We start from the raw sequence: 21,122 nt of genomic DNA on the forward strand, positions 1-21,122 counted from the left end.
GCAGGACACTGCGGGGGCCTTTTTCTTTGATCGCAGCTTGCTGCACTGCATCTGGACGAGCTGGCTCTTTGGCGGCGTATCACACGCAACAGCCTAAAATTTAACCAGTTGGTCAGGTTCTCCCGACTTGATTGGTTAATGCACGTGTCCTAGCGTCAATCTCACGCGACATTATCGCAAAATTTGACACGCCGATTTGAAAGAAAACATATGTCCATTCGAAAAATGGCACACCCTTTTGCCGCTCCGCAGGACGGTGTTGCACTGATGCATTTGATCATCACAACCATCATGTACTTTGGTTCAATCGTTCTGGGGACCGTCTATTTTGGCAATTTCCCGATCATGGCGCTTGCAATCATCCTATTCACGGGCGGCGGCATCCGCTTCTTTGGCGCCCAACATGACTGTGGGCACGCGGCGCATTTCAGCAACCGTACGGTTAACACGGTTGTTGGTGTCATCCTTGGGGCGTTCACGGCGCATCCATTTTTCGCGATGCGGCATAACCATAACCTCCACCACCGCCATATCGGCAATCTTGATGAACGCGACGCGCACGAGGTTCTAACATGGACGGTGGCAGAATATCAGGCCGCCGGTTTTTGGGGAAAACTGTATTACCGGACGTACCGGTCCGCTCCAGTGATCTATTTCATCGGTCCCGTATTCATCTTTTTCATCCGCTACCGTATTCCGAAGAACGTCACGAAGACTGGCTGGACCGACGTCGTGACCCAAAATGCCCTGATGTGTGGGCTGTGGGCGGTCGTCTACTTTGTCGGTGGTGAAACGGCGTTCTTGTTCTTCGTGATCGCGAACGTGTTTGCATGCTGCTTCGGGACCTTCATGGTTTACGCAGGGCACAATTTCGAAGACGCGTATTGGGAACATGAAGGCGGCGTTGATTTTGAAGAAGCATCGCTGACAGGATCAAGCGTGCTCGATTTTGGCCCGATCTTTCACTTTCTCACCTACAACTTTGCCTTCCACGACTTACACCATCTGTACGTGAAAATTCCGGCCTATCGATTGAAGACCTGCCACGAAGCTTTGGCGGATGTCTTGCAGCCAACCCGCATGGGCTGGGGCGAAGCAATCGCCTGCGTAAAGTGGAAATTGTGGGACGAGGACAGCAAACGCATGGTCCGTTTTTCGGACGTCAAAGAACCGGTCGCCCTGCAACCTGCTGAATAATCTGGCGCAGTGAAACGGACGCTGTTACGGCTGATCCATGGCCATTTTGACAGACAACATGCGCGGCGCACTTTTCATGATGGGGTCCATGACGGCCTTCACCGTGAACGATGCCTTTATGAAATCAGTTTCGACTGACTTGCCTCTGATGCAGTCAATTTTCCTGCGCGGGGTGATTGTCCTGCCGCTACTGATCCTGCTGTGTAAATCCATGGGCCAGCTGCGTTTTGACCTAAGCCGTCGGGACTGGACCTTGGTTCTGATCCGCACCGTTGCGGAAATGGGCGGCGCGTTCTTGTTCATCAAGGCTCTGTTCAACATGCCTTTGGCGAACGTCAGCGCGATCCTGCAAGCCTTGCCGTTGACCGTCAGTTTGGCGGCGGCGCTATTCTTTCAGGAACCGCTTGGGTGGCGTCGGATTACTGCGATTGTTGTGGGCTTCGCGGGTGTTCTTTTGATCGTCAGGCCGGGTGGGGCGGATTTCAACGTCTATTCAATCTATGCCATCGCAGCCGTTCTGATCGTAACTGTCCGCGATTTGGCTGCGCGGCGCATGTCGCGCGACGTGCCTTCGACGCTCGCCGCCGTTGTGGCCGCGATCGGGGTGACCATGATGGCCGCGATCGGTTTGCTGACGGAAACATGGGTGCCCGTCACGGTCCCGCATGTCGGGTTTTTAACGGGTGCTGCGGTTTTCATCATCGGGGGCTACGTCTTTTCCGTCGCTGCAATGCGCGTCGGCGAAATCGGCTTCGTCGCACCGTTCCGATACACGAGCCTTCTGGTCGCGTTGATCCTAGGATTTCTAGTGTTCGGGGAAATCCCTAAGGCGCTGACGTTCCTTGGTGCAGGCATCGTCGTCGCGATGGGACTTTTCACGCTGTATCGCGAACAACGCGTCAAAAGGCGGCTGGCCCGCCAAATGGCAAGCCAGCCACGGTAGTTTACTGGCGTTCGCCGAAGAATTTACCAGTTCCTGTCAGCGTCACGTCATAGTCATCGGATGCGGACCCTGTTGTGCCACCGGAAACATCGCCGACAATTGTGTCACCGTCGTCAAAATCGGTGACAAAATCGCCGCGCAGATCAAGTGACCACGTGCTTGTCTGTTCCACCAAAACATCGTCCAGAACAGCATCCAAGACGCCTGTCGCGGTTGCCTCGATCCGGCCGTCCCGTGCGTCGCCGCGTACCGTCAATTCGCCACCGAATTCTTGGTCTTCGAAACCGTCGTCATTATCGTCGAACAGGTTAATCTGGGAAATCGTGCCATCGATCCCACCACTGCCTTCGCGTCCTGCCGTTGCCGAAATATCGACGCCCATCTCAAGGAGGCCAAGGATACTGTAATCGTCTTCACCATTGACGATTGCATCGCTGCGGACGTGCCCTTCGTATGTGGCGGACCCTGTGGGGATGTCCGTCGCTGCGGTGAAATCGAGCCTGCTTGCGCGAACATCATCGGCGCTTAGCGCGGTCAGGTCAGAACGGCTGAGCGTGTTTTCATTTGGTAGCTCGCAGGCGGCAAGCCCGGCGATGGCGAAAAACGGTAAGGCAAATTTATAAGTCATCTGTAATGGATCCTATGTTTTAAAATGGCAGCAGCGGACACCCTGCAAAGTGATTGTTGGGCTTATGATATTCAATATCAACGGGTCGGGACAGGTCGGGAAATGCTGACCATGCGAAATCCCGCCTGTCATCGTTCGACCCCAACGAAACGACCGTTGCCGGTCAGGTCCACGTTGTAATCATCCCGCGACCCGCCTGATGTGCCGCCTGACGCGGAACCGGCGATTGTGTCTGCGGTCGCGAAATCATCGCGGAACGACCCATCAAGATCAATCGACCATTCCGCTACTTCATCACGGGTGCCAGTGCGAGCACGTCTCAGGTCGCCAACTGCGGTGGCTTCGATTTCGCCGGATACACTGTCCCCGCGGATATCAAGCGTTCCGGAAAGAGGAATAAGACGATCATTGGATTCGCGATCAATCACGGTGACGTCTGTGATCGTGCCAGTGATCGGATTACGTCCCACAAAACTGCTGCGGCTATTGATATCAACGTCCAGTTCGAGATCGCCAATCACGTCGTACCCACTTTGGTTTTCGATGATGGCACCGCTGCGCACATGACCGTCGTACGTGGCGGTTCCATATGGCACGTGTGTCGACGACGTTTCGGGCAGGGTGGACCCGAACTTATCATCGGCGACTGCCGCGTTGAAATCTGACGCCGTGAACGCAGGTCTAATGACTGTGGGCGTGATCGTTGGCGTGGGGGCCGATACAACAGGTTTGTTCGTGACGGTTTGCGCACCGCAGGCGGCGGTGGTTGCAGTTGCGATGATGAGCAGGGCAGGGCGGATAGACATGGCAGCTCCTTTTCTGGATGGCTTGCCTTGATCAACACGACCGGCGTGCAGATATTCAATATCGGCGGCTGTCATCCGGGTTGTTATGCGATATCGCCCCGCATAACGGCGTCTGAAATCCTACGATGCGGGCGCCCTGTTGACACCTTTCCCGACTCTGCCTATACGCCCGTTCATCCGGGTAGGGGGCATTGCGTCTTTTGACCTGATATCAAGATAAAAGTGGTCAAGAACCGGTCTAATGCTGACTTGTTCCTCTGTAGCCCGCCGCACCAAACCTCCGGTAAGGGTTTGACTGCGGATTTTTTGTGCTGGTCTTAGCTGATTGGCGTTTGCCGACCTTAATCGTGCCTTCGGGTGCATAATTTGTGAATAGATGGGAACATCAAACGATGCCAACGATTCAGCAGCTGATCCGCAAACCGCGCCAGCCAAAAGTCACTAAGTCCAAGTCTCAGCACTTGGAATCATGCCCGCAGAAACGCGGCGTATGTACACGTGTTTATACAACAACACCTAAGAAACCGAACTCCGCGATGCGGAAAGTTGCCAAGGTTCGCCTGACCAACGGTTTCGAAGTCATTTCTTACATCCCAGGTGAAAGCCACAACCTTCAGGAACACTCTGTGGTTCTGATCCGTGGCGGTCGTGTAAAAGACCTTCCGGGTGTCCGTTACCACATCCTGCGCGGTGTGTTGGATACCCAAGGTGTTAAAGATCGTAAGCAGCGCCGCTCCAAATACGGTGCGAAGCGTCCTAAGTAATCGCGGAACGGCGGACCCATATTGGTCCGCCCTACCCACCATCCGTAGGGCGGGGACATCCCCCGCCGTTGCCCGAAACGAGAGAGAGACCGACACATGTCACGTCGTCACGCCGCTGAAAAACGCGAAGTCCTACCTGACGCCAAATACGGCGATAAGGTTCTGACAAAATTCATGAACAACCTGATGATCGACGGCAAAAAAGCCGTTGCTGAGCGGATTGTTTACAACGCATTCGACCGCGTTGAAGATAAACTGAAGAAATCACCAGTGGAAGTGTTCCACGAGTGCCTCGACAACATCAAACCAAACCTCGAAGTGCGTTCGCGCCGCGTTGGTGGTGCTACGTACCAGGTTCCTGTTGAAGTACGCCCAGAGCGCCGTGAAGCGCTTGCTATTCGTTGGTTGATCGCTGCTGCTCAAAAGCGCAACGAAAACACCATGGAAGAACGCCTTGCTGGCGAGCTGATGGATGCGATCAACGGTCGCGGCACAGCCGTTAAGAAACGCGAAGACACCCACAAAATGGCCGATGCGAACAAAGCATTCAGCCACTACCGCTGGTAATAGGAAACATCTGATATGGCACGCGAGTATCCACTCGAACTGTACCGGAACTTTGGTATCATTGCGCACATCGATGCGGGTAAAACCACATGTTCCGAACGTATCCTGTACTATACAGGTAAGTCCCACAACATCGGCGAAGTGCACGATGGTGCGGCGACAATGGACTGGATGGAGCAGGAGCAGGAACGGGGTATTACAATTACTTCCGCTGCGACCACGACATTCTGGGAACGCACAGAGAACGGCACAGAAGCTGACTCTCCTAAGCACCGCATGAACATCATCGACACACCAGGCCACGTTGACTTCACAATCGAAGTTGAACGTTCCTTGGCCGTTCTCGATGGTGCTGTTTGTGTTCTTGACGCCAACGCTGGTGTTGAACCACAGACCGAAACTGTTTGGCGTCAGGCTGACCGCTACAAAGTTCCGCGTATGGTTTTTGTCAACAAAATGGACAAAATCGGCGCTGACTTCTTTAACTGCGTCAACATGATCGAAGACCGGACTGGCGCGCGCGCTATTCCTATCGCATTCCCGATTGGTGCGGAAACAGAGCTGGAAGGCCTTGTTGACCTCGTCACTATGGAAGAATGGTTGTGGCAGGGTGAAGACCTTGGTGCATCATGGATCAAAGCACCGATCCGTGCCGATCTTGCTGACAAAGCTGCGGAATTCCGTGAGCGTCTTGTCGAAGCTGCTGTTGAGCAGGACGACGATGCGATGGAAGCGTACCTCGAAGGTAACGAACCAGACGTGCCAACACTGCGCAAACTGGTCCGTAAGGGTTGTCTGAACCTGTCTTTCGTTCCTGTTCTGGGCGGTTCTGCGTTCAAGAACAAAGGTGTTCAGCCTCTGTTGAACGCTGTTGTCGACTACCTGCCGAGCCCGCTCGACGTTGTTGACTACATGGGCTTTAAGCCAGGCGACGAAGAAGAAGTTCGTGACATCGCACGTCGTGCGGATGACGACATGGCGTTCTCTGGCCTCGCATTCAAAATCATGAACGACCCATTTGTGGGCTCTTTGACATTTACACGGATTTACTCCGGTACATTGTCTAAGGGTGACACCATGCTCAACTCTACCAAGGGTAACAAAGAGCGTGTTGGCCGTATGATGATGATGCACTCTAACGACCGTGAAGAAATCAACGAAGCATTCGCTGGTGACATCATTGCGTTGGGTGGTCTGAAGAACACAACAACAGGTGACACCATCTGTGCGCCAAACGATCCAGTTGTTCTTGAAACAATGACGTTCCCAGATCCTGTGATCGAGATCGCCGTTGAGCCAAAAACAAAAGGCGACCAAGAGAAGATGGGCCTCGCCCTTCAGCGCTTGTCAGCCGAGGATCCATCCTTCCGCGTGGAAACTGATCTTGAATCCGGTCAGACCATCATGAAGGGTATGGGCGAACTTCACCTCGACATTCTTGTTGACCGCATGAAGCGTGAATTCAAGGTTGAGGCGAACATCGGTGCGCCACAGGTTGCTTATCGTGAAACCATTGGTCACGAAGTTGAGCACACTTACACTCACAAGAAACAATCTGGTGGGTCTGGTCAGTTCGGCGAAGTGAAAATGATCATCACACCGACAGAGCCGGGCGAAGGCTATTCCTTCGAATCCCGCATCGTTGGTGGTTCCGTGCCAAAAGAATACATCCCAGGCGTCGAAAAAGGCATCCTGTCCGTAATGGACAACGGTCCTTTGGCTGGCTTCCCTGTGATCGACTTCAAAGTGGCGTTGATCGACGGTAAGTTCCACGACGTTGACTCTTCCATCATGGCGTTCGAAATCGCGGCTCGTATGTGTATGCGTGAAGGCATGCGCAAAGCGGGTGCGAAATTGCTCGAACCAATCATGAAGGTCGAAGTGATCACACCTGACGAATACACAGGTGGTATCATCGGCGATCTGACATCCCGTCGGGGTCAGGTTCAGGGTCAGGATACACGCGGTAACGCTATTGCAATCGACGCAATGGTGCCACTGGCGAACATGTTCGGCTACATCAACACATTGCGCTCCATGTCCTCTGGACGTGCGCAGTTCTCGATGCAGTTCGACCACTACGATCCAGTACCGTCGAACATCTCAGAAGAGATCCAAGCGAAATTTGCATAAACGGTTGGCGGGCCTAACAGCCCGCCGCCCAATCCAGACAATCGAATATCCCCAAGGTGGGATTATTTAAGGAGGCCATCATGGCTAAGGAAAAGTTTGAACGCACGAAACCGCACGTCAACATCGGTACAATCGGCCACGTTGACCACGGTAAAACGACGCTGACAGCGGCGATTACAAAGTACTTTGGCGACTTCCAAGACTACGACCAGATCGACGGCGCGCCAGAAGAAAAAGCACGTGGTATCACGATCTCTACAGCGCACGTGGAATACGAGACTGAAACACGTCACTACGCCCACGTTGACTGCCCAGGTCACGCCGACTACGTGAAAAACATGATCACTGGTGCTGCCCAAATGGACGGCGCGATCTTGGTTGTGAACGCAGCAGACGGCCCAATGCCACAGACACGCGAGCACATCCTGCTCGGCCGTCAGGTTGGCATCCCGTACATGGTTGTTTACATGAACAAAGTTGATCAGGTTGACGACGAAGAGTTGTTGGAACTGGTTGAAATGGAAATCCGTGAGTTGCTGTCTTCTTACGAATACCCAGGCGACGACATTCCAGTGGTTCCAGGCTCTGCTCTGGCAGCTATGGAAGAGCGTGACGACAACATCGGTAAAGACTCAATCGTTGCTCTGATGGCAGCTGTTGATGACTACATCCCGACACCTGCACGTGCGGTTGACATGCCGTTCTTGCTGCCAGTTGAGGACGTGTTCTCAATCTCTGGTCGTGGTACAGTTGTCACTGGCCGTGTTGAGCGTGGCGTTGTGAACGTTGGCGACGAACTGTCCATCGTTGGTATCCGTGAAACACAGAAAACAACATGTACTGGCGTTGAAATGTTCCGCAAGCTGCTTGATCGCGGTGAAGCAGGCGACAACGTTGGCGTTCTGCTGCGCGGCATCGACCGTGACGGCGTTGAGCGTGGTCAGGTTCTGTGTAAGCCAGGTTCCGTGAACCCGCACACAAAGTTCGAAGCAGAAGCCTATATTCTGACCAAAGAAGAAGGCGGTCGTCACACACCATTCTTCGCGAACTACCGTCCACAGTTCTACTTCCGTACAACTGACGTGACAGGCACTGTTGTTCTTCCAGAAGGCACAGAAATGGTCATGCCGGGCGACAACCTGAAGTTCAACGTTGAACTGATCGCTCCAATCGCCATGGAAGACGGCCTGCGCTTCGCGATCCGCGAAGGTGGCCGTACTGTTGGCGCGGGCGTTGTGTCCAAAATCGTTGAGTAATCAATGACGCCTCGCAAGAGGTGACGAGATTAGAAAAGGCCGCGCCAGAAATGACGCGGCCTTTTTGTTCGATGGCCGGATGGCAGCTATGTCTCTTCCCATCCGACATTCAAGTCAGGGTTTCGCAAAGCACTATGTTTGAGATCGCCTCTAAGGTTACTCAGGTGAGCTTCAACGTCTAGGTGAGGATACAATTCTCTCAAAAGGCTGATATGCATCCGGTCTATATTCTTTGAATTAACCTCGACTTTTTTCCGGAGAAGTCGCATTCGATCCATCAAGAAGAGCATGGTGTCGTTTGAGTGCATGTTTTTCTCCTCTTCCCTGAAAAAATGATGCGCGAAATAGTCACGTTGCTTCTTTAGCATTCTGAGTTCGCTTAAATGGTCACTGAAAGGCTCGAAACCTTCGATCATTCTCAGGAGAGACCCGAAAGTGGCTAATCTTGCTTTGCTTTCCAATTTGTCATGAGTGGCTACCCACTCATGCTTGCTTCTTATCGTTCCAGCACGACGCCTTGCCTTCAAGCTTAGCGAGACATAGCGCAATTGGACACCACGTTCTAAGACGGCATAGCATGAAAACAACAGTCCAAAGTGAGCAAGAACCTCTTTTTCAAATATCATGCTGACTTCTGTTAATTCTGGGAATTCTTCAAAAAGTTCTGGATAGTCGATGTTGTTTGTTTCCTCTTTTGTCATCGGGGCCGCCAATCAATCGCTTTTCTGAAGGAGTAGGTCTTTGGGTGGGTTTCAACGGCAAATATATCTCTGATAGCGGGTGAAATGAAAACCGCGCGCTGCGCCATCCCTCGGTTCGGCGCTGTCTGGTGGTCAAGATAACCCGGGACTACACAAAAAATGTTGCGCTACGTCCCGACTCCCCCTATACGGCCCAAATCCAATACAGGGTGCCCCACGGGCGCCCTTTTCCGTTGGACTAAAAGACGCGATGAGGGCCTGCGATGGGCGTAAGTCTTCCTCTCCGTTCTAGACCCTAAATTTAGGGGTGATGTCACATGGCCGCACAAAGCCAAAACATCCGTATTCGCCTGAAGGCGTTTGATTACCGGGTGCTTGATGCAAGCACACAGGAAATCGTTTCCACAGCAAAACGTACAGGGGCGTCCGTTCGCGGTCCTATCCCGCTTCCGAACAAGATCGAGAAGTTCACCGTTCTGCGTGGCCCGCACATCGACAAGAAATCCCGCGATCAGTTTGAGATCCGTACGCACAAGCGTCTTCTCGACATCGTAGACCCAACACCACAGACAGTAGACGCGCTGATGAAGCTCGACCTGGCTGCCGGCGTTGACGTCCAGATTTCCGTATAAGGAGTAGAATATTATGCTCCGTTCCGGAATTATCGCAAAGAAACTGGGGATGACCCGGTTGTTTATGGAAGACGGCAAGCAGATCCCTGTAACTGTGCTTTCCCTCGAAAACCTGCAAGTTGTTGCACAGCGTACAACGGACAAAGACGGTTACGTCGCTGTTCAGTTGGGTGCCGGTGCTGCCAAAGCAAAGCGTACGTCTCAGGCGATGCGCGGTCACTTCGCTGCGGCGAAGGTTGAGCCTAAGCGCAAGCTGGCTGAATTCCGTGTTGCTGAAGAGAACATGATCGCTGTTGGCGAAGAAATCGCTGCAAACCACTACTTCGACGGCCAGTTCGTTGACGTATCCGGTACATCTATCGGTAAAGGTTTTGCCGGTGCGATGAAGCGTCACAACTTCGGCGGTTTGCGTGCGACACACGGTGTATCCATCTCTCACCGTTCGCACGGTTCAACAGGTCAGTGTCAGGATCCAGGTCGCGTTTTCAAAGGTAAGAAAATGGCGGGCCACATGGGTGCTGCAAAAGTCACAACGCAGAACCTGCAAGTTGTGCGCACTGACGTTGAGCGTGGCTTGGTCATGATCAAAGGCGCTGTTCCCGGCTCCAAAGGTGGTTGGGTGACTGTTAAGGATGCGGTGAAAAAGCCGACTCCTGAAAACACAGTATACCCTGCTGGTTTGAAATCTGCGGCTGCTCCTGCGGCTGCTGCTGAAGTGGAGGCCGAGAACAATGAAGGCTGATGCAATCAATCTTGACGGTGGCAAAGCCGGGTCTGTTGACCTGAACGAAGCCATCTTCGGTCTGGAACCACGCAAGGATATCTTGCACCGTGTGGTTCGCTGGCAGCGTAACAAGGCAATGGCAGGCACACACGACGTGCTTGGTCGTTCCGAAGTGTCCTTCTCCACAAAGAAGATCTATCGCCAAAAAGGTACCGGTGGCGCACGTCACGGTTCCCGTGGTGCACCGATCTTCCGCGGTGGTGGTACGTACAAAGGGCCAACACCACGGTCCCACGCACACGACCTGCCAAAGAAGTTCCGCAAGCTGGGTCTCAAGCACGCGCTGTCCGCTAAGGTCGCTGCTGGTGAACTCGTCGTTGTTGAAAACATCGACGTCAAAGACGCGAAAACATCCGCTGTTGCCAAGCAAGTTGGCGCATTGGGCTGGAAACGTGCCTTGATCATTGACGGTGCAACTGTGAACACCGCGTTCGCACAAGCTGCGCGTAACATCGAAACACTGGACATCCTGCCATCGCAGGGCGCTAACGTGTATGACATCCTGAAGTCTGATACTTTGGTCATCACAAAAGCGGGTCTGGAAGCACTGGAGGCTCGTTTGTCATGAGCGCTAAGGCAGAACATTACGACGTGATCCGCAAGCCGATCATCACCGAGAAAGCAACAACAGCGTCTGAAAACAACGCCGTGGTTTTCGAAGTGGCAATCGACAGCAACAAACCACAGATCAAAGAAGCTGTTGAAGCTCTCTTTGGTGTGAAGGTCAAAGCGGTCAACACAACGATCACTAAAGGTAAAGTAAAGCGTTTCCGTGGCCAGCTTGGTACACGTAAAGACGTGAAAAAAGCCTATGTGACGCTGGTTGAAGGCAACACAATCGACGTATCCACTGGTCTGTAAGACTAGGCGTCGTTGAAATTGAGGAGGCCCTCGCAGTGATGCGGGGGCCTCTTTCCGTTGAAAGGGCTACCATGCCCTTTCAACGCGTGCGCAAGGTCACATTGCCCGCAATGTGACAGCGTCACTCAGTGGTTATTGCTCTTACTATCTTCGCCTAGTCATGGTCTCATCTTTGCCCCGATGGGACGTTAGCGTGACTGTACCCTACCGCAATGTTTGAGGTTCAAATGATCTATGTGGCACGTTTTTTGTCGATGATCGGCGCTATCGTGACAATTCCTAGCGCCATTGCGTACTTTGTCATGCTTGTATCCGATGACACTTTTGAGACGTTTTTCAACGATCATGGCGGCCAAATCGTCGCTGCCACCGTCATCGGATCGGTAATTCTGTTTCTCGGGCAAAAGCTTGGCAACGACTTGTTTCGCGTGCGTGGAGAATACGAGCGGCCAAAAGACTACGACCCCGCCGCACGAAACCAAACTGGTCACATCAGTGGCGGCGACTGGTAATTCGGATCGAACTACGTAGGAGGCATAGTGGCAGTGCCCCTGAAGGACCGCGGTTGCGGCCACTTTGTCCCAACCAAGCACGTTATCGAATGGGGCCGCATGACGCTGGCAAAGCGGCGATCCGCCGGACGAGCTGTTTCCGGCCCGGTGCCTAGACTACGGGCTGGGGCACTAAAAATAGATAGAAGAAAGGCCCGAAAATGGATAGTTCAACCTGACCAACCGCCTTGATACCTAAATAGAGCAGGAATCGGTCGAGGCTAAACTTTGGACGAGAAGCATGTTCGCATTTGCTAAATATGATCCATCAAGATGCTGCCTTTGTGGTGAGCAGGGGCCGCTGACTGCGGAACACAAATTCAAAGCAACACAGATCCGATCTAGCTTTCCAGATAGTGAACTGCTTGCGATAAATAATCCCGATTGGAACCGGCCGAAATATATACAGGGATCGAAATCAAATAACCTTAAGTTCAAGAAGAGTATATGCGCTGTTTGTAATAGTAGTCGCACGCAGTCCGCAGATAGAGCTTTTGACGATTACCAGCACGCCACAAGTGCTAACCTTTCGGATGTTCTGGCTGAGTACGAAGAAATCGGTGAGAGTGTACGTGCAGTTACATCTGATCACCAACGGGATGTCTTTAGATATTTTGCAAAACTATTATGCTGTTTTCTAGCGGAGGTAGATGGCCCACGACCGCAAGCCGTTGGTGCATTCGCGGCGTCGTTAGTAGACCAAAATCCAATCTTGTTATCCGTGACAGCGGACCCTGCGTTAGTGGAAATTAGGCGACGTGAAATCTCAACGGGATGGGTTGCTCATGGAGGTCTTTGGCTATGGTTCGAGAAATCTAAAACGTTCGCAACAGCAATTGGCTCAAGGCTGACGATTGGTGAAGTGCGCTATGAGTATCGAATTGAGCTTAATAGGTGCGCCCAATTAGAACTTTACTTGTTTCATCGACAGTTCCTTGAACGTGCTAAGGAAGGTTTTGTAGAATGAGGATACAGCCCACTTGCCACCCCCACCTTCCCCTGCTACATCCCCGCTATTCAAAGGCCTCGGATTCGTTCCGGGGCCCTTGTGTTATGACTACTCTGGCACCTACGGGGGCCTTCACATCAGGTCTCGCAAGAGACCGCCAAGCAAACGGAAGAAGCTAACATGGCACTTAAGTCGTATAAGCCGACGACGCCGGGCCAGCGCGGGCTGGTGCTGATCGACCGTTCGGAGCTTTGGAAAGGACGTCCAGTTAAGGCCCTTACACAAGGTCTTACAAAATCGGGCGGCCGGAACAACACCGGACGGATCACAATGCGTCGCATTGGTGGGGGTGCAAAGCGCCTTTACCGTATCGTAGATTTCAAGCGTAACAAGCTGGACATGTCCGCTGTTGTCGCACGGATCGAATATGACCCGAACCGGACAGCATTTATCGCGCTGATCCAGTACGAAGATGGCACACAGAACTACATTCTGGCCCCTCAGCGTCTGGCAGTTGGCGACAAGGTGATCGCGTCTGCAAAGGCCGACATCAAGCCGGGTAACGCAATGCCGTTCTCAGGCATGCCTATCGGTACAATCGTACACAACATCGAACTGAAGCCTGGTAAAGGTGGTCAGATCGCACGTGCAGCTGGTACATACGCCCAATTCGTTGGTCGTGATGGTGGCTACGCGCAGATCCGTCTGTCTTCCGGTGAATTGCGTCTCGTCCGTCAGGAATGCATGGCGACAATCGGTGCCGTGTCCAACCCAGACAACTCCAACCAGAACTACGGTAAAGCCGGTCGTATGCGCCACAAAGGTGTTCGTCCGTCGGTTCGTGGTGTTGCGATGAACCCGATCGATCACCCACACGGTGGTGGTGAAGGCCGTACATCTGGTGGTCGTCATCCGGTTACTCCATGGGGTAAGCCGACCAAGGGTGCGCGTACACGTAACAAAAACAAAGCGTCGCAAAAGCTTATTATTCGCTCGCGTCACGCCAAGAAGAAGGGTCGTTAAGTATGGCTCGTTCCGTCTGGAAAGGCCCATTTGTGGACGCATACGTCCTCAAGAAGGCCGAAGCGACCCGCGAAAGCGGCCGCAACGAAGTGATCAAAATCTGGTCCCGTCGTTCTACAATCCTGCCTCAGTTCGTTGGTCTCACTTTTGGTGTGTACAACGGCAAGAAGCACATCCCTGTTAACATCACAGAAGACATGATTGGTCAGAAGTTCGGTGAATATTCCCCGACTCGGACTTACTACGGTCACGCTGCTGATAAAAAAGCGAAGCGGAAATAAGCCATGAGCAAGGATAAGAATCCCCGCCGCGTGGCCGACAACGAAGCACGTGCAAAACTGCGCATGCTGAAGACGTCCCCGCAGAAACTGAACCTCGTTGCTGGCTTGATCCGCGGCAAGAAAGTTGAAAAGGCCCTAACGGACCTGACTTTCTCTAAAAAGCGGGTATCAGAAGACGTGAAGAAATGCCTTCAGTCTGCAATCGCCAACGCTGAGAACAACCACAACCTTGACGTTGATGAACTGGTTGTTGCCGAAGCTTACGTCGGCAAAAACCTGATCATGAAGCGCGGTCGTCCACGGGCACGTGGCCGTTTCGGCAAGATCATCAAGCCGTTCGCAGAAATCACCATCGTGGTGCGTCAAGTCGAGGAGCAAGCGTAATGGGTAACAAAGTAAACCCAATCGGCATGCGTCTTCAGGTCAACCGTACCTGGGACAGCCGTTGGTATGCAGATACCAAAGACTACGGTGACCTTCTTCTTGAAGATCTCGCCATCAAAGCGTTCATCAAGAAAGAATGCGCTCAGTCTGGCATCAGCCGCGTGATCATTGAACGTCCGCACAAAAAGTGCCGCGTTACAATCCACGCAGCACGTCCAGGTGTGATCATCGGCAAGAAAGGTGCAGACATCGAAGGTCTGCGTCAGAAGCTGGCGAAACTCACTGCGTCTGAATTGCACCTCAACATCGTTGAAGTTCGCAAGCCAGAACTCGATGCAGCACTGGTTGCTGAAAACATCGGTCAGCAGCTCGAGCGTCGTGTGTCTTTCCGTCGTGCAATGAAACGTTCTGTTCAGAACTCCATGCGTATGGGCGCCCTTGGCATCCGTATCAACCTCGCCGGTCGTCTTGGCGGTGCTGAAATCGCGCGGACTGAATGGTACCGTGAGGGCCGCGTGCCGCTTCACACACTGCGCGCCGACATCGACTATGCTCACTACGAGGCGATGACGCCTTATGGGATCATCGGTATCAAGGTGTTCATCTACAAAGGTGACATCATGGAGCACGATCCATCTGCGCATGACCGTAAACACGCTGAGCTCCAAGAGGGTGCTATCCCTCGCGGCGCCGGCCGTCGCTAAGGAGATCTGAACAATGCTTCAGCCAAAGCGTACCAAACACCGCAAGCTTCACAAAGGCCGCATCCGCGGTGAAGCTAAGGGCGGATCTGACATGAACTTTGGTTCATTTGGTCTTAAGGCCATCGAACCAGAGCGCATTACAGCCCGTCAAATCGAAGCTGCACGTCGTGCCATGACGCGTCACATGAAGCGTCAAGGTCGTGTGTGGATCCGTATCTTCCCAGACACTCCAGTGACGTCTAAGCCCGTCGAAGTGCGTATGGGTAAAGGTAAAGGTTCCATTGATTTTTGGGCATGTAAGGTCAAACCAGGCCGCGTCATGTTCGAAATTGACGGCGTATCTGAATCCGTTGCCCGCGAGGCCCTGCGCCTTGCAGCAATGAAATTGCCTATCAAAACACGTACAATTGTACGCGAAGACTGGTAATTTCTACGGTCGCTGATGTGACTGTTTGAAACAAGACTTGAACCCCTGCGAAGCAATTCGCGGGGGTTTCTTCTTGAGATGTCGTCGTGTTGCGTTCACCCTTTACGTGTCTTTCATTTTGAAGAAGTAAGGGGCACCCGTTGAAAATTGCTGCCATTCTCTTGATCGTTACGTCCATCTTGGCGAGTTGCGACGCGACCCCGCATCAATTAACCACTGAAGAACGCGAAGCCCAACGGTATGCCGAAGGTGAAGCTGCCGTTGCCGCCTGTCAGGCCACACGATGCAAACAGCTGGACCTCGACGGCAATTTACTGACCGACTTCACGGTACTGAACGCCATGACTCATGTTGAGGTTCTAATGGTCAGCCGGACAAATTTTGTCGATCTCACCGATATCGCCGAAATGGGTCAGTTGCTGGAACTTCATATTTCGAACACGGGCGTCAATGATCTGACGGGCCTTAGCGCATTCTCGAACCTTGATGTGCTCCACATGGAAGGTCTGCGCGAAAAACCAAGTCTCGCGCCGATGGCATCACCTGCGTTGACAGGTCTCGTGGAGCTCGCCCTGACGACCGAAAAAGAGGATAGCATCGCGTTCATCGCAAACATGCGATCTCTGAAACGGCTTAAATTCGGCTGGGGCGAAGTTGGGTCAATCAGACCGCTCGATGGGCATCCTTCCCTCGAGAAACTCTCCTCTGATTCCGATATTCTGTCGTGGCAACGCGGATTGCTGCGGATACCGCGCCTGCGTGAATTTTATGTTGGAATCGGAATGCGAAATCTGGATGATGGTATCCGGCAGTCGCTCGATGAACGGGGCGTTCTTGCGATAGCGCCGCCTTTGGTCGTGTGTTAGCAGGTCTTTCAGGGGCAAAGGGTGGCGCGGCGGCGCGAAGCCTGTCACGGTCCGGTTAACGCCCGAATCTGGACGAAAAAGGACCGCGCCATGAAACACGTTCCCAAGCCAACGACTGACGAAGACCTGATCAAACAGTTCCTCGACAACGGCGGCAAGGTCACCAAAGGCAAGACCAAACCGATGCCCGATGACCTTGGCCTGTCCAACAACGTCTGGGGCAATAAGCTGACCAAAGACGAAAAGGCCGCGAAGAAGGGCAAGTAACGCCTTCAATTCGTCGCACTCTCAAGACACTTTGCCCGTCAGGCGCCCGCATCGTGGGGCGTGGTTGATAATCTAAGAGGTGCTTTGTGATGATACGGCAAGCGATGACAGCAGTTGCTCTGTTCTTCATGTCGACAGCGCCAGCCGCCGCGATTCCCATGGGCATCCGGACGGGTTGGAATGAAACGCTTTCACTCTGGCTCGGGTTCTTCTGTTTCATGGCAGCCACGTCGGGGCTCGCGCTGCACGCGGCAAAGCCACCCCAAATCGCATTTCATAAGGTGCATACGGCGGAAATCAGTAGGCTCGCAAAAGTCTACCGCGCCATTTTCGACATCACGACAACAGGGTGTATGCTGATTGTCGTCTTCGGGCCCTATGCAATGGGCGAATGGAAAGTTGATCGAACGGAAGACATCGAAGCGGGCATTCTACAGATGCTTGAAGGTGGTCATGTTGCGGACCAGCATCCGCCAGCCGCTACCCCCAGCTATAATTGAACGACACGGTGATCCGTTCGTCTTCGGCCATGTTCATCGGCACCTCGTGGCGCAACCAGCTTTCCCACAGCAACACGTCACCCACATCGGGCTTCACGTAGACAAATTGCTTCAACGCCTCTGGGGCGTCTTTCAAGCGCCCCGGCGCGGCCATCATCATCGCCAAACGCGGGTCTTCGAATTTAATCGCTGACGTGCCTTCGGGCATCGCCACATAGGTTGTGCCAGAAATCACCGAATGCGGATGGATATGGGCGGTATGGATGCCGCCCTCAGGCAGGATGTTGATCCACAGGTCCTCTAACTTCAGCTCCTTATCACCCAAATCAAAATGGCATTCTTTGGCAAACGCGGCCACATGCTGATCTAATGCTGCCACCAATTCCTTAAAGATCGGAAAACGCCACGGCAGATCGGTTAGCGAGGCGTAAGAGGTATAGCCCGGAAACTCGTTCTCTTCACACCAATCCTGACCAGCCTCATCATCATTCGCGATCACATCGCATGACGTGGCCAGTTCATCCTGATCAATCTTGCCGTGGTCATTTAGTGGGGCACGGTAGAGCGGGGTGGTGAAGAGGGGGGTTGTTTTGGTCATTGGATGTCCTCGACGCGGCTGCGGGCGATCTAATTGGGATTTGTCCGTCTATATACAGGGCGCAAAGCTGATTGCGAGCAGGCATTGATCCGCTATGTTGCGTGGCATCCCACACTCCTGCCAAATCCTTAAAAACAAAGGGCCGTTAGGGGTTGCGAGACTCACAGAACCCCCCTATACGGCCAACTTCTACCCAATCCACTGGATTCGGGGTGACGCATATCGCGCGGCCTCCCAGTGTTTGAAACAAAGGAAAATGGCATGAAAGCCAATGAGTTGCGGGAAAAGACCCCCGACCAGCTTCGTGATGAGCTGGCAAATCTGAAAAAAGAATCATTCAACCTGCGCTTCCAGCAGGCCACTGGCCAAATGGAAAACACATCAGGTATCCGCGCTGCACGTCGCAACGCTGCTAAAGTCAAAACCATTCTGAACGAAAAAGCAGCAGCCGCTGCCAAGGAGGCTTAATCAATGCCTAAGCGTATCCTTACTGGGGTTGTCACAAGCAACCAGAACGCCCAAACAGTCACAGTTTCTGTTGAGCGCCGCTACAAGCACCCATTGCTTCAGAAAACAATTCGTAAGTCCAAAAAGTACCGGGCGCACGATGAGCAGAATACCTTTAACGTAGGTGATCAAGTTCGCATTCAAGAATGTGCGCCTAAGTCAAAAACGAAACGCTGGGAAGTTATCGCTTCTTAAGCGGTACCCAACAGTATTAACGAAACCCTGGGCCCCCGGACAGAAATCGGGACTATGCCCATAGGTCGGAGAGAATCTAAATGATCCAGATGCAAACCAACCTAGATGTGGCTGACAACAGCGGCGCGCGCCGTGTTCAGTGCATTAAGGTTCTGGGTGGTTCCCACCGTCGTTACGCGAGTGTCGGTGACATTATCGTCGTATCGGTGAAGGAAGCCATTCCACGTGGTCGTGTAAAGAAAGGTGACGTCCGTAAGGCCGTCGTCGTACGCACCGCAAAAGAAGTTCGTCGCGCAGACGGCACAGCAATCCGTTTTGATAAAAACGCTGCTGTGATCCTGAACAACAACAATGAGCCAGTAGGTACGCGTATCTTTGGGCCAGTTGTTCGCGAATTGCGTGCGAAAAACTTCATGAAAATCATCTCACTTGCTCCGGAGGTGCTGTAACTATGGCTGCTAAGCTCCGTAAAGGTGACAGTGTCATCGTTCTTGCTGGTAAAGACAAAGGTCAGAAGGGCACAATTTCGTCCATCGATCCTAAGTCCGGCAAAGCCATCGTTGATGGTGTGAACATGGCGATCCGTCACACAAAGCAAACCCAGACATCTCAGGGTGGCCGCACGCCAAAGGCGATGCCGATCGACCTGTCCAATCTGGCGATTGTTGATGCAAATGGCAAAGCAACACGCGTTGGCTTCCGTATGGATGGCGAAGCGAAAGTTCGTTTTGCGAAAACAACAGGGGATGCGATCTAATGCTTGATAACGCAAACTACACCCCGCGCTTGAAAACTGCTTACGTCGACACGATCCGTGCTGCGATGAAAGAAGAATTCGGCTACAAAAACGACATGCAGATCCCACGTTTGGACAAAATTGTTCTGAACATCGGCTGCGGTGCAGAAGCTGTCCGTGACAGCAAGAAAGCAAAGTCGGCTCAAGAAGATCTGTCTACAATCGCCGGTCAAAAAGCGATGACAACACGCGCTAAGAAATCCATCGCTGGTTTCCGCGTTCGTGAAGACATGCCTCTTGGTGCAAAAGTGACCCTTCGTGGTGACAAGATGTACGAATTCCTTGATCGTCTGATCACAGTTGCAATGCCACGTATCCGCGATTTTCGCGGCGTATCCGGCAAATCTTTCGACGGTCGCGGCAACTACGCCACTGGCCTGAAAGAGCACATCGTGTTCCCAGAAATCAACTTTGACAAAGTTGACGAAAACTGGGGCATGGACATCGTAATCTGCACCACCGCCGGTAACGACGCTGAAGCAAAAGCATTGTTGAAAGCTTTCAACATGCCTTTCAACAGCTAAGCGGTAGGGAGAATTTAGATATGGCTAAGAAATCCATGATCGCTCGCGAAGTTAAGCGCGAGAAATTGGTCGCTAAGTACGCTGAAAAGCGTGCTGCGCTCAAAGCAATCATCAACGACAAAGAGAAGCCAGTAGAAGAGCGTTTCAAGGCAACACTTGAACTCGCAAAACTGCCACGCAACTCGTCTGCTGTTCGCCTGCACAACCGGTGCCAGCTGACAGGTCGTCCACACGCTTACTACCGTAAGCTCAAGATCAGCCGGATCGCGCTGCGGGACCTTGGTTCCAATGGCGAAATTCCCGGCATGGTCAAGTCAAGCTGGTAAGGGAGCATAGATAATGAACGATCCTATCGGTGATATGCTCACACGTATCCGCAACAACCAACTTCGCGGTAAGTCCACGGTTGAATCACCTGCTTCTAAAGCACGTGTTTCTGTCCTGAACGTACTGGCAGACGAAGGCTACATTCGCGGCTATGAGCTGACGACTGGCAAAGATGGCCACCCGGCAATCGAGATCAGCCTCAAGTACTACGAAGGCGAAGCTGTAATTCGTGAAGTGAAACGGGTCTCAAAACCTGGTCGTCGCGTTTACATGAGCGTCAATGACATCCCACAAGTCCGTCAGGGCCTGGGTGTGTCGATTGTCTCCACCTCCAAAGGTGTGATGACGGATGCAAGCGCACGGGCGGCCAACGTTGGCGGCGAAGTGCTCTGCACCGTATTCTAAGGAGAACTCGATGTCTCGTATTGGTAAAAAAGCGGTTGAACTGGCATCCGGCGTTTCTGCGTCCGTATCCGGCCAAACCATCGAAGTGAAAGGCCCGAAAGGGACCCGGACCTTTAAAGCAACAGACGACGTGACAATCACAGTAGACGGCCAGTCCGTTTCCGTTGAACCACGTGGTAAATCCAAGCGCGCGCGTCAGCAGTGGGGCATGACCCGCACTATGATCGCGAACTTGGCCACCGGCGTTACCGAAGGTTTCAAGAAAGAACTTGAAATCAACGGTGTTGGTTACCGTGCACAGATGCAGGGCAAAACCCTGAAACTGGCGCTTGGTTACTCACACGACGTCAACTTTGAAGTGCCCGAAGGGATCACAGTCACAGCTGCAAAGCCGACTGAGATCACTGTGGAAGGTATCGACCAACAGCTTGTAGGTCAGGTCGCGGCAAACATCCGCGCTTGGCGTAAGCCCGAGCCATATAAAGGCAAGGGTATCAAGTACAAGGACGAGTACATCTTCCGCAAAGAAGGCAAGAAGAAGTAAGG

The 21,122-nt window shown here is 52.9% G+C and carries 32 protein-coding genes; 28 read left to right on the forward strand and 4 right to left on the reverse strand.

The features are described from left to right. Positions 1-210 precede the first annotated feature (210 nt). Both AC0L7R_RS04315 and AC0L7R_RS04320 read left to right on the forward strand, forming a co-directional pair. Entirely contained in the window at positions 211-1,197 is a 987-nt protein-coding gene (locus AC0L7R_RS04315; RefSeq protein ID WP_473659060.1) for a fatty acid desaturase, read from the forward strand. Positions 1,198-1,234: 37 nt separating this feature from the next. Beyond that, the gene (locus AC0L7R_RS04320; protein WP_473659062.1) at positions 1,235-2,140 is read left to right on the forward strand and encodes an EamA family transporter; all 906 of its coding nucleotides are present in this window, start codon (positions 1,235-1,237) and stop codon (positions 2,138-2,140) included. Position 2,141: 1 nt separating this feature from the next. Here the strand turns inward: AC0L7R_RS04320 and AC0L7R_RS04325 are convergent, their stop codons facing one another. Together AC0L7R_RS04325 and AC0L7R_RS04330 are read right to left on the reverse strand one after the other, a co-directional pair. Beyond that, a complete protein-coding gene (locus AC0L7R_RS04325) occupies positions 2,142-2,768 on the reverse strand; it encodes a hypothetical protein (protein WP_473659064.1) in 627 nt (208 codons plus the stop codon). Positions 2,769-2,896: 128 nt separating this feature from the next. Beyond that, positions 2,897-3,574: a hypothetical protein gene (locus AC0L7R_RS04330; RefSeq protein ID WP_473659066.1), complete on the reverse strand. Its 678-nt coding sequence runs from the start codon at positions 3,572-3,574 to the stop codon at positions 2,897-2,899. Positions 3,575-3,966: 392 nt separating this feature from the next. Between AC0L7R_RS04330 and rpsL the strand changes: the two genes are divergently transcribed. From rpsL to tuf, 4 genes are all read left to right on the forward strand, one after another. Then, on the forward strand, positions 3,967-4,338 hold the full coding sequence (rpsL, locus tag AC0L7R_RS04335; protein WP_247129961.1) for a 30S ribosomal protein S12: 372 nt from the start codon (positions 3,967-3,969) through the stop codon (positions 4,336-4,338). Between the two features lie 96 nt (positions 4,339-4,434). Beyond that, the gene (gene rpsG / locus AC0L7R_RS04340) at positions 4,435-4,905 is read left to right on the forward strand and encodes a 30S ribosomal protein S7 (RefSeq protein ID WP_183524551.1); all 471 of its coding nucleotides are present in this window, start codon (positions 4,435-4,437) and stop codon (positions 4,903-4,905) included. A gap of 15 nt (positions 4,906-4,920) precedes the next feature. Beyond that, on the forward strand, positions 4,921-7,038 hold the full coding sequence (fusA, locus tag AC0L7R_RS04345; protein WP_348107786.1) for an elongation factor G: 2,118 nt from the start codon (positions 4,921-4,923) through the stop codon (positions 7,036-7,038). 80 nt (positions 7,039-7,118) lie between these two features. Then, the gene (gene tuf / locus AC0L7R_RS04350) at positions 7,119-8,294 is read left to right on the forward strand and encodes an elongation factor Tu (RefSeq protein WP_348107787.1); all 1,176 of its coding nucleotides are present in this window, start codon (positions 7,119-7,121) and stop codon (positions 8,292-8,294) included. 86 nt (positions 8,295-8,380) lie between these two features. Here tuf and AC0L7R_RS04355 read toward each other — a convergent pair whose 3' ends face one another. Next, positions 8,381-8,995, reverse strand: a complete 615-nt coding sequence (locus AC0L7R_RS04355) for a hypothetical protein (RefSeq protein ID WP_473659069.1) — start codon at positions 8,993-8,995, stop codon at positions 8,381-8,383. A 317-nt stretch (positions 8,996-9,312) separates the two neighbouring features. Between AC0L7R_RS04355 and rpsJ the strand changes: the two genes are divergently transcribed. From rpsJ to AC0L7R_RS04425, 14 genes are all read left to right on the forward strand, one after another. Further along, on the forward strand, positions 9,313-9,627 hold the full coding sequence (gene rpsJ, locus AC0L7R_RS04360) for a 30S ribosomal protein S10 (protein ID WP_089997330.1): 315 nt from the start codon (positions 9,313-9,315) through the stop codon (positions 9,625-9,627). 13 nt (positions 9,628-9,640) lie between these two features. Next, a complete protein-coding gene (gene rplC, locus AC0L7R_RS04365) occupies positions 9,641-10,369 on the forward strand; it encodes a 50S ribosomal protein L3 (protein WP_247130152.1) in 729 nt (242 codons plus the stop codon). Further along, complete coding sequence (rplD, locus tag AC0L7R_RS04370) at positions 10,359-10,979, forward strand: 50S ribosomal protein L4 (RefSeq protein WP_473659072.1); 621 nt, start codon at positions 10,359-10,361, stop codon at positions 10,977-10,979. The genes rplC and rplD overlap by 11 nt, the downstream gene beginning before the upstream one ends. Further along, on the forward strand, positions 10,976-11,272 hold the full coding sequence (locus AC0L7R_RS04375) for a 50S ribosomal protein L23 (protein ID WP_247130154.1): 297 nt from the start codon (positions 10,976-10,978) through the stop codon (positions 11,270-11,272). The genes rplD and AC0L7R_RS04375 overlap by 4 nt, the downstream gene beginning before the upstream one ends. A gap of 236 nt (positions 11,273-11,508) precedes the next feature. Further along, the gene (locus AC0L7R_RS04380) at positions 11,509-11,784 is read left to right on the forward strand and encodes a hypothetical protein (protein WP_473659074.1); all 276 of its coding nucleotides are present in this window, start codon (positions 11,509-11,511) and stop codon (positions 11,782-11,784) included. Positions 11,785-12,064: 280 nt separating this feature from the next. Continuing rightward, positions 12,065-12,790: a hypothetical protein gene (locus AC0L7R_RS04385; RefSeq protein ID WP_473659076.1), complete on the forward strand. Its 726-nt coding sequence runs from the start codon at positions 12,065-12,067 to the stop codon at positions 12,788-12,790. A gap of 162 nt (positions 12,791-12,952) precedes the next feature. Next, the gene (rplB, locus tag AC0L7R_RS04390) at positions 12,953-13,795 is read left to right on the forward strand and encodes a 50S ribosomal protein L2 (protein ID WP_348107793.1); all 843 of its coding nucleotides are present in this window, start codon (positions 12,953-12,955) and stop codon (positions 13,793-13,795) included. 2 nt (positions 13,796-13,797) lie between these two features. Then, positions 13,798-14,076, forward strand: coding sequence for a 30S ribosomal protein S19 (rpsS, locus tag AC0L7R_RS04395; RefSeq protein ID WP_247130158.1), 279 nt, complete (start codon positions 13,798-13,800; stop codon positions 14,074-14,076). Positions 14,077-14,079: 3 nt separating this feature from the next. Further along, positions 14,080-14,460 (forward strand): 50S ribosomal protein L22, encoded by a 381-nt coding sequence (rplV, locus tag AC0L7R_RS04400; protein WP_247130159.1) that lies wholly within the window; start codon positions 14,080-14,082, stop codon positions 14,458-14,460. Continuing rightward, positions 14,460-15,164, forward strand: a complete 705-nt coding sequence (gene rpsC, locus AC0L7R_RS04405) for a 30S ribosomal protein S3 (protein WP_247130160.1) — start codon at positions 14,460-14,462, stop codon at positions 15,162-15,164. Before rplV ends, rpsC begins: the two co-directional genes overlap by 1 nt. 13 nt (positions 15,165-15,177) lie before the next feature. Beyond that, the gene (gene rplP / locus AC0L7R_RS04410; RefSeq protein WP_247130161.1) at positions 15,178-15,591 is read left to right on the forward strand and encodes a 50S ribosomal protein L16; all 414 of its coding nucleotides are present in this window, start codon (positions 15,178-15,180) and stop codon (positions 15,589-15,591) included. A gap of 140 nt (positions 15,592-15,731) precedes the next feature. After that, the gene (locus AC0L7R_RS04415; protein ID WP_473659079.1) at positions 15,732-16,457 is read left to right on the forward strand and encodes a hypothetical protein; all 726 of its coding nucleotides are present in this window, start codon (positions 15,732-15,734) and stop codon (positions 16,455-16,457) included. 90 nt (positions 16,458-16,547) lie between these two features. Further along, positions 16,548-16,724: a hypothetical protein gene (locus AC0L7R_RS04420; protein ID WP_247129904.1), complete on the forward strand. Its 177-nt coding sequence runs from the start codon at positions 16,548-16,550 to the stop codon at positions 16,722-16,724. 89 nt (positions 16,725-16,813) lie between these two features. Then, the gene (locus AC0L7R_RS04425; RefSeq protein ID WP_473659081.1) at positions 16,814-17,224 is read left to right on the forward strand and encodes a hypothetical protein; all 411 of its coding nucleotides are present in this window, start codon (positions 16,814-16,816) and stop codon (positions 17,222-17,224) included. Here AC0L7R_RS04425 and AC0L7R_RS04430 read toward each other — a convergent pair. Beyond that, positions 17,205-17,822 carry a TIGR02466 family protein gene (locus AC0L7R_RS04430; protein ID WP_473659083.1) on the reverse strand — a complete coding sequence of 206 codons (618 nt, stop codon included), beginning with the start codon at positions 17,820-17,822 and terminating at the stop codon, positions 17,205-17,207. The two genes, AC0L7R_RS04425 and AC0L7R_RS04430, sit on opposite strands and share 20 nt — an antisense overlap. Before the next feature lie 261 nt (positions 17,823-18,083). Between AC0L7R_RS04430 and rpmC the strand changes: the two genes are divergently transcribed. The 8 genes from rpmC (at position 18,084) to rplF (ending at position 21,120) form a co-directional block, all read left to right on the forward strand. Continuing rightward, a complete protein-coding gene (rpmC, locus tag AC0L7R_RS04435) occupies positions 18,084-18,290 on the forward strand; it encodes a 50S ribosomal protein L29 (RefSeq protein ID WP_247129901.1) in 207 nt (68 codons plus the stop codon). Positions 18,291-18,293: 3 nt separating this feature from the next. Continuing rightward, positions 18,294-18,524 carry a 30S ribosomal protein S17 gene (gene rpsQ / locus AC0L7R_RS04440; protein ID WP_247129900.1) on the forward strand — a complete coding sequence of 77 codons (231 nt, stop codon included), beginning with the start codon at positions 18,294-18,296 and terminating at the stop codon, positions 18,522-18,524. A gap of 80 nt (positions 18,525-18,604) precedes the next feature. Then, positions 18,605-18,973 (forward strand): 50S ribosomal protein L14, encoded by a 369-nt coding sequence (gene rplN / locus AC0L7R_RS04445; protein ID WP_183524614.1) that lies wholly within the window; start codon positions 18,605-18,607, stop codon positions 18,971-18,973. Between the two features lie 2 nt (positions 18,974-18,975). After that, positions 18,976-19,281 (forward strand): 50S ribosomal protein L24, encoded by a 306-nt coding sequence (gene rplX, locus AC0L7R_RS04450; protein WP_247129899.1) that lies wholly within the window; start codon positions 18,976-18,978, stop codon positions 19,279-19,281. Further along, positions 19,281-19,844 carry a 50S ribosomal protein L5 gene (gene rplE / locus AC0L7R_RS04455; protein ID WP_348107799.1) on the forward strand — a complete coding sequence of 188 codons (564 nt, stop codon included), beginning with the start codon at positions 19,281-19,283 and terminating at the stop codon, positions 19,842-19,844. Before rplX ends, rplE begins: the two co-directional genes overlap by 1 nt. Before the next feature lie 20 nt (positions 19,845-19,864). Next, complete coding sequence (gene rpsN / locus AC0L7R_RS04460) at positions 19,865-20,170, forward strand: 30S ribosomal protein S14 (RefSeq protein WP_247129897.1); 306 nt, start codon at positions 19,865-19,867, stop codon at positions 20,168-20,170. A 13-nt stretch (positions 20,171-20,183) separates the two neighbouring features. Next, the gene (gene rpsH / locus AC0L7R_RS04465; protein ID WP_473659086.1) at positions 20,184-20,576 is read left to right on the forward strand and encodes a 30S ribosomal protein S8; all 393 of its coding nucleotides are present in this window, start codon (positions 20,184-20,186) and stop codon (positions 20,574-20,576) included. 10 nt (positions 20,577-20,586) lie between these two features. Further along, on the forward strand, positions 20,587-21,120 hold the full coding sequence (gene rplF, locus AC0L7R_RS04470; RefSeq protein ID WP_348107800.1) for a 50S ribosomal protein L6: 534 nt from the start codon (positions 20,587-20,589) through the stop codon (positions 21,118-21,120). Positions 21,121-21,122 lie beyond the last annotated feature (2 nt).

Source organism: Yoonia sp. D2-7, from assembly GCF_055809435.1.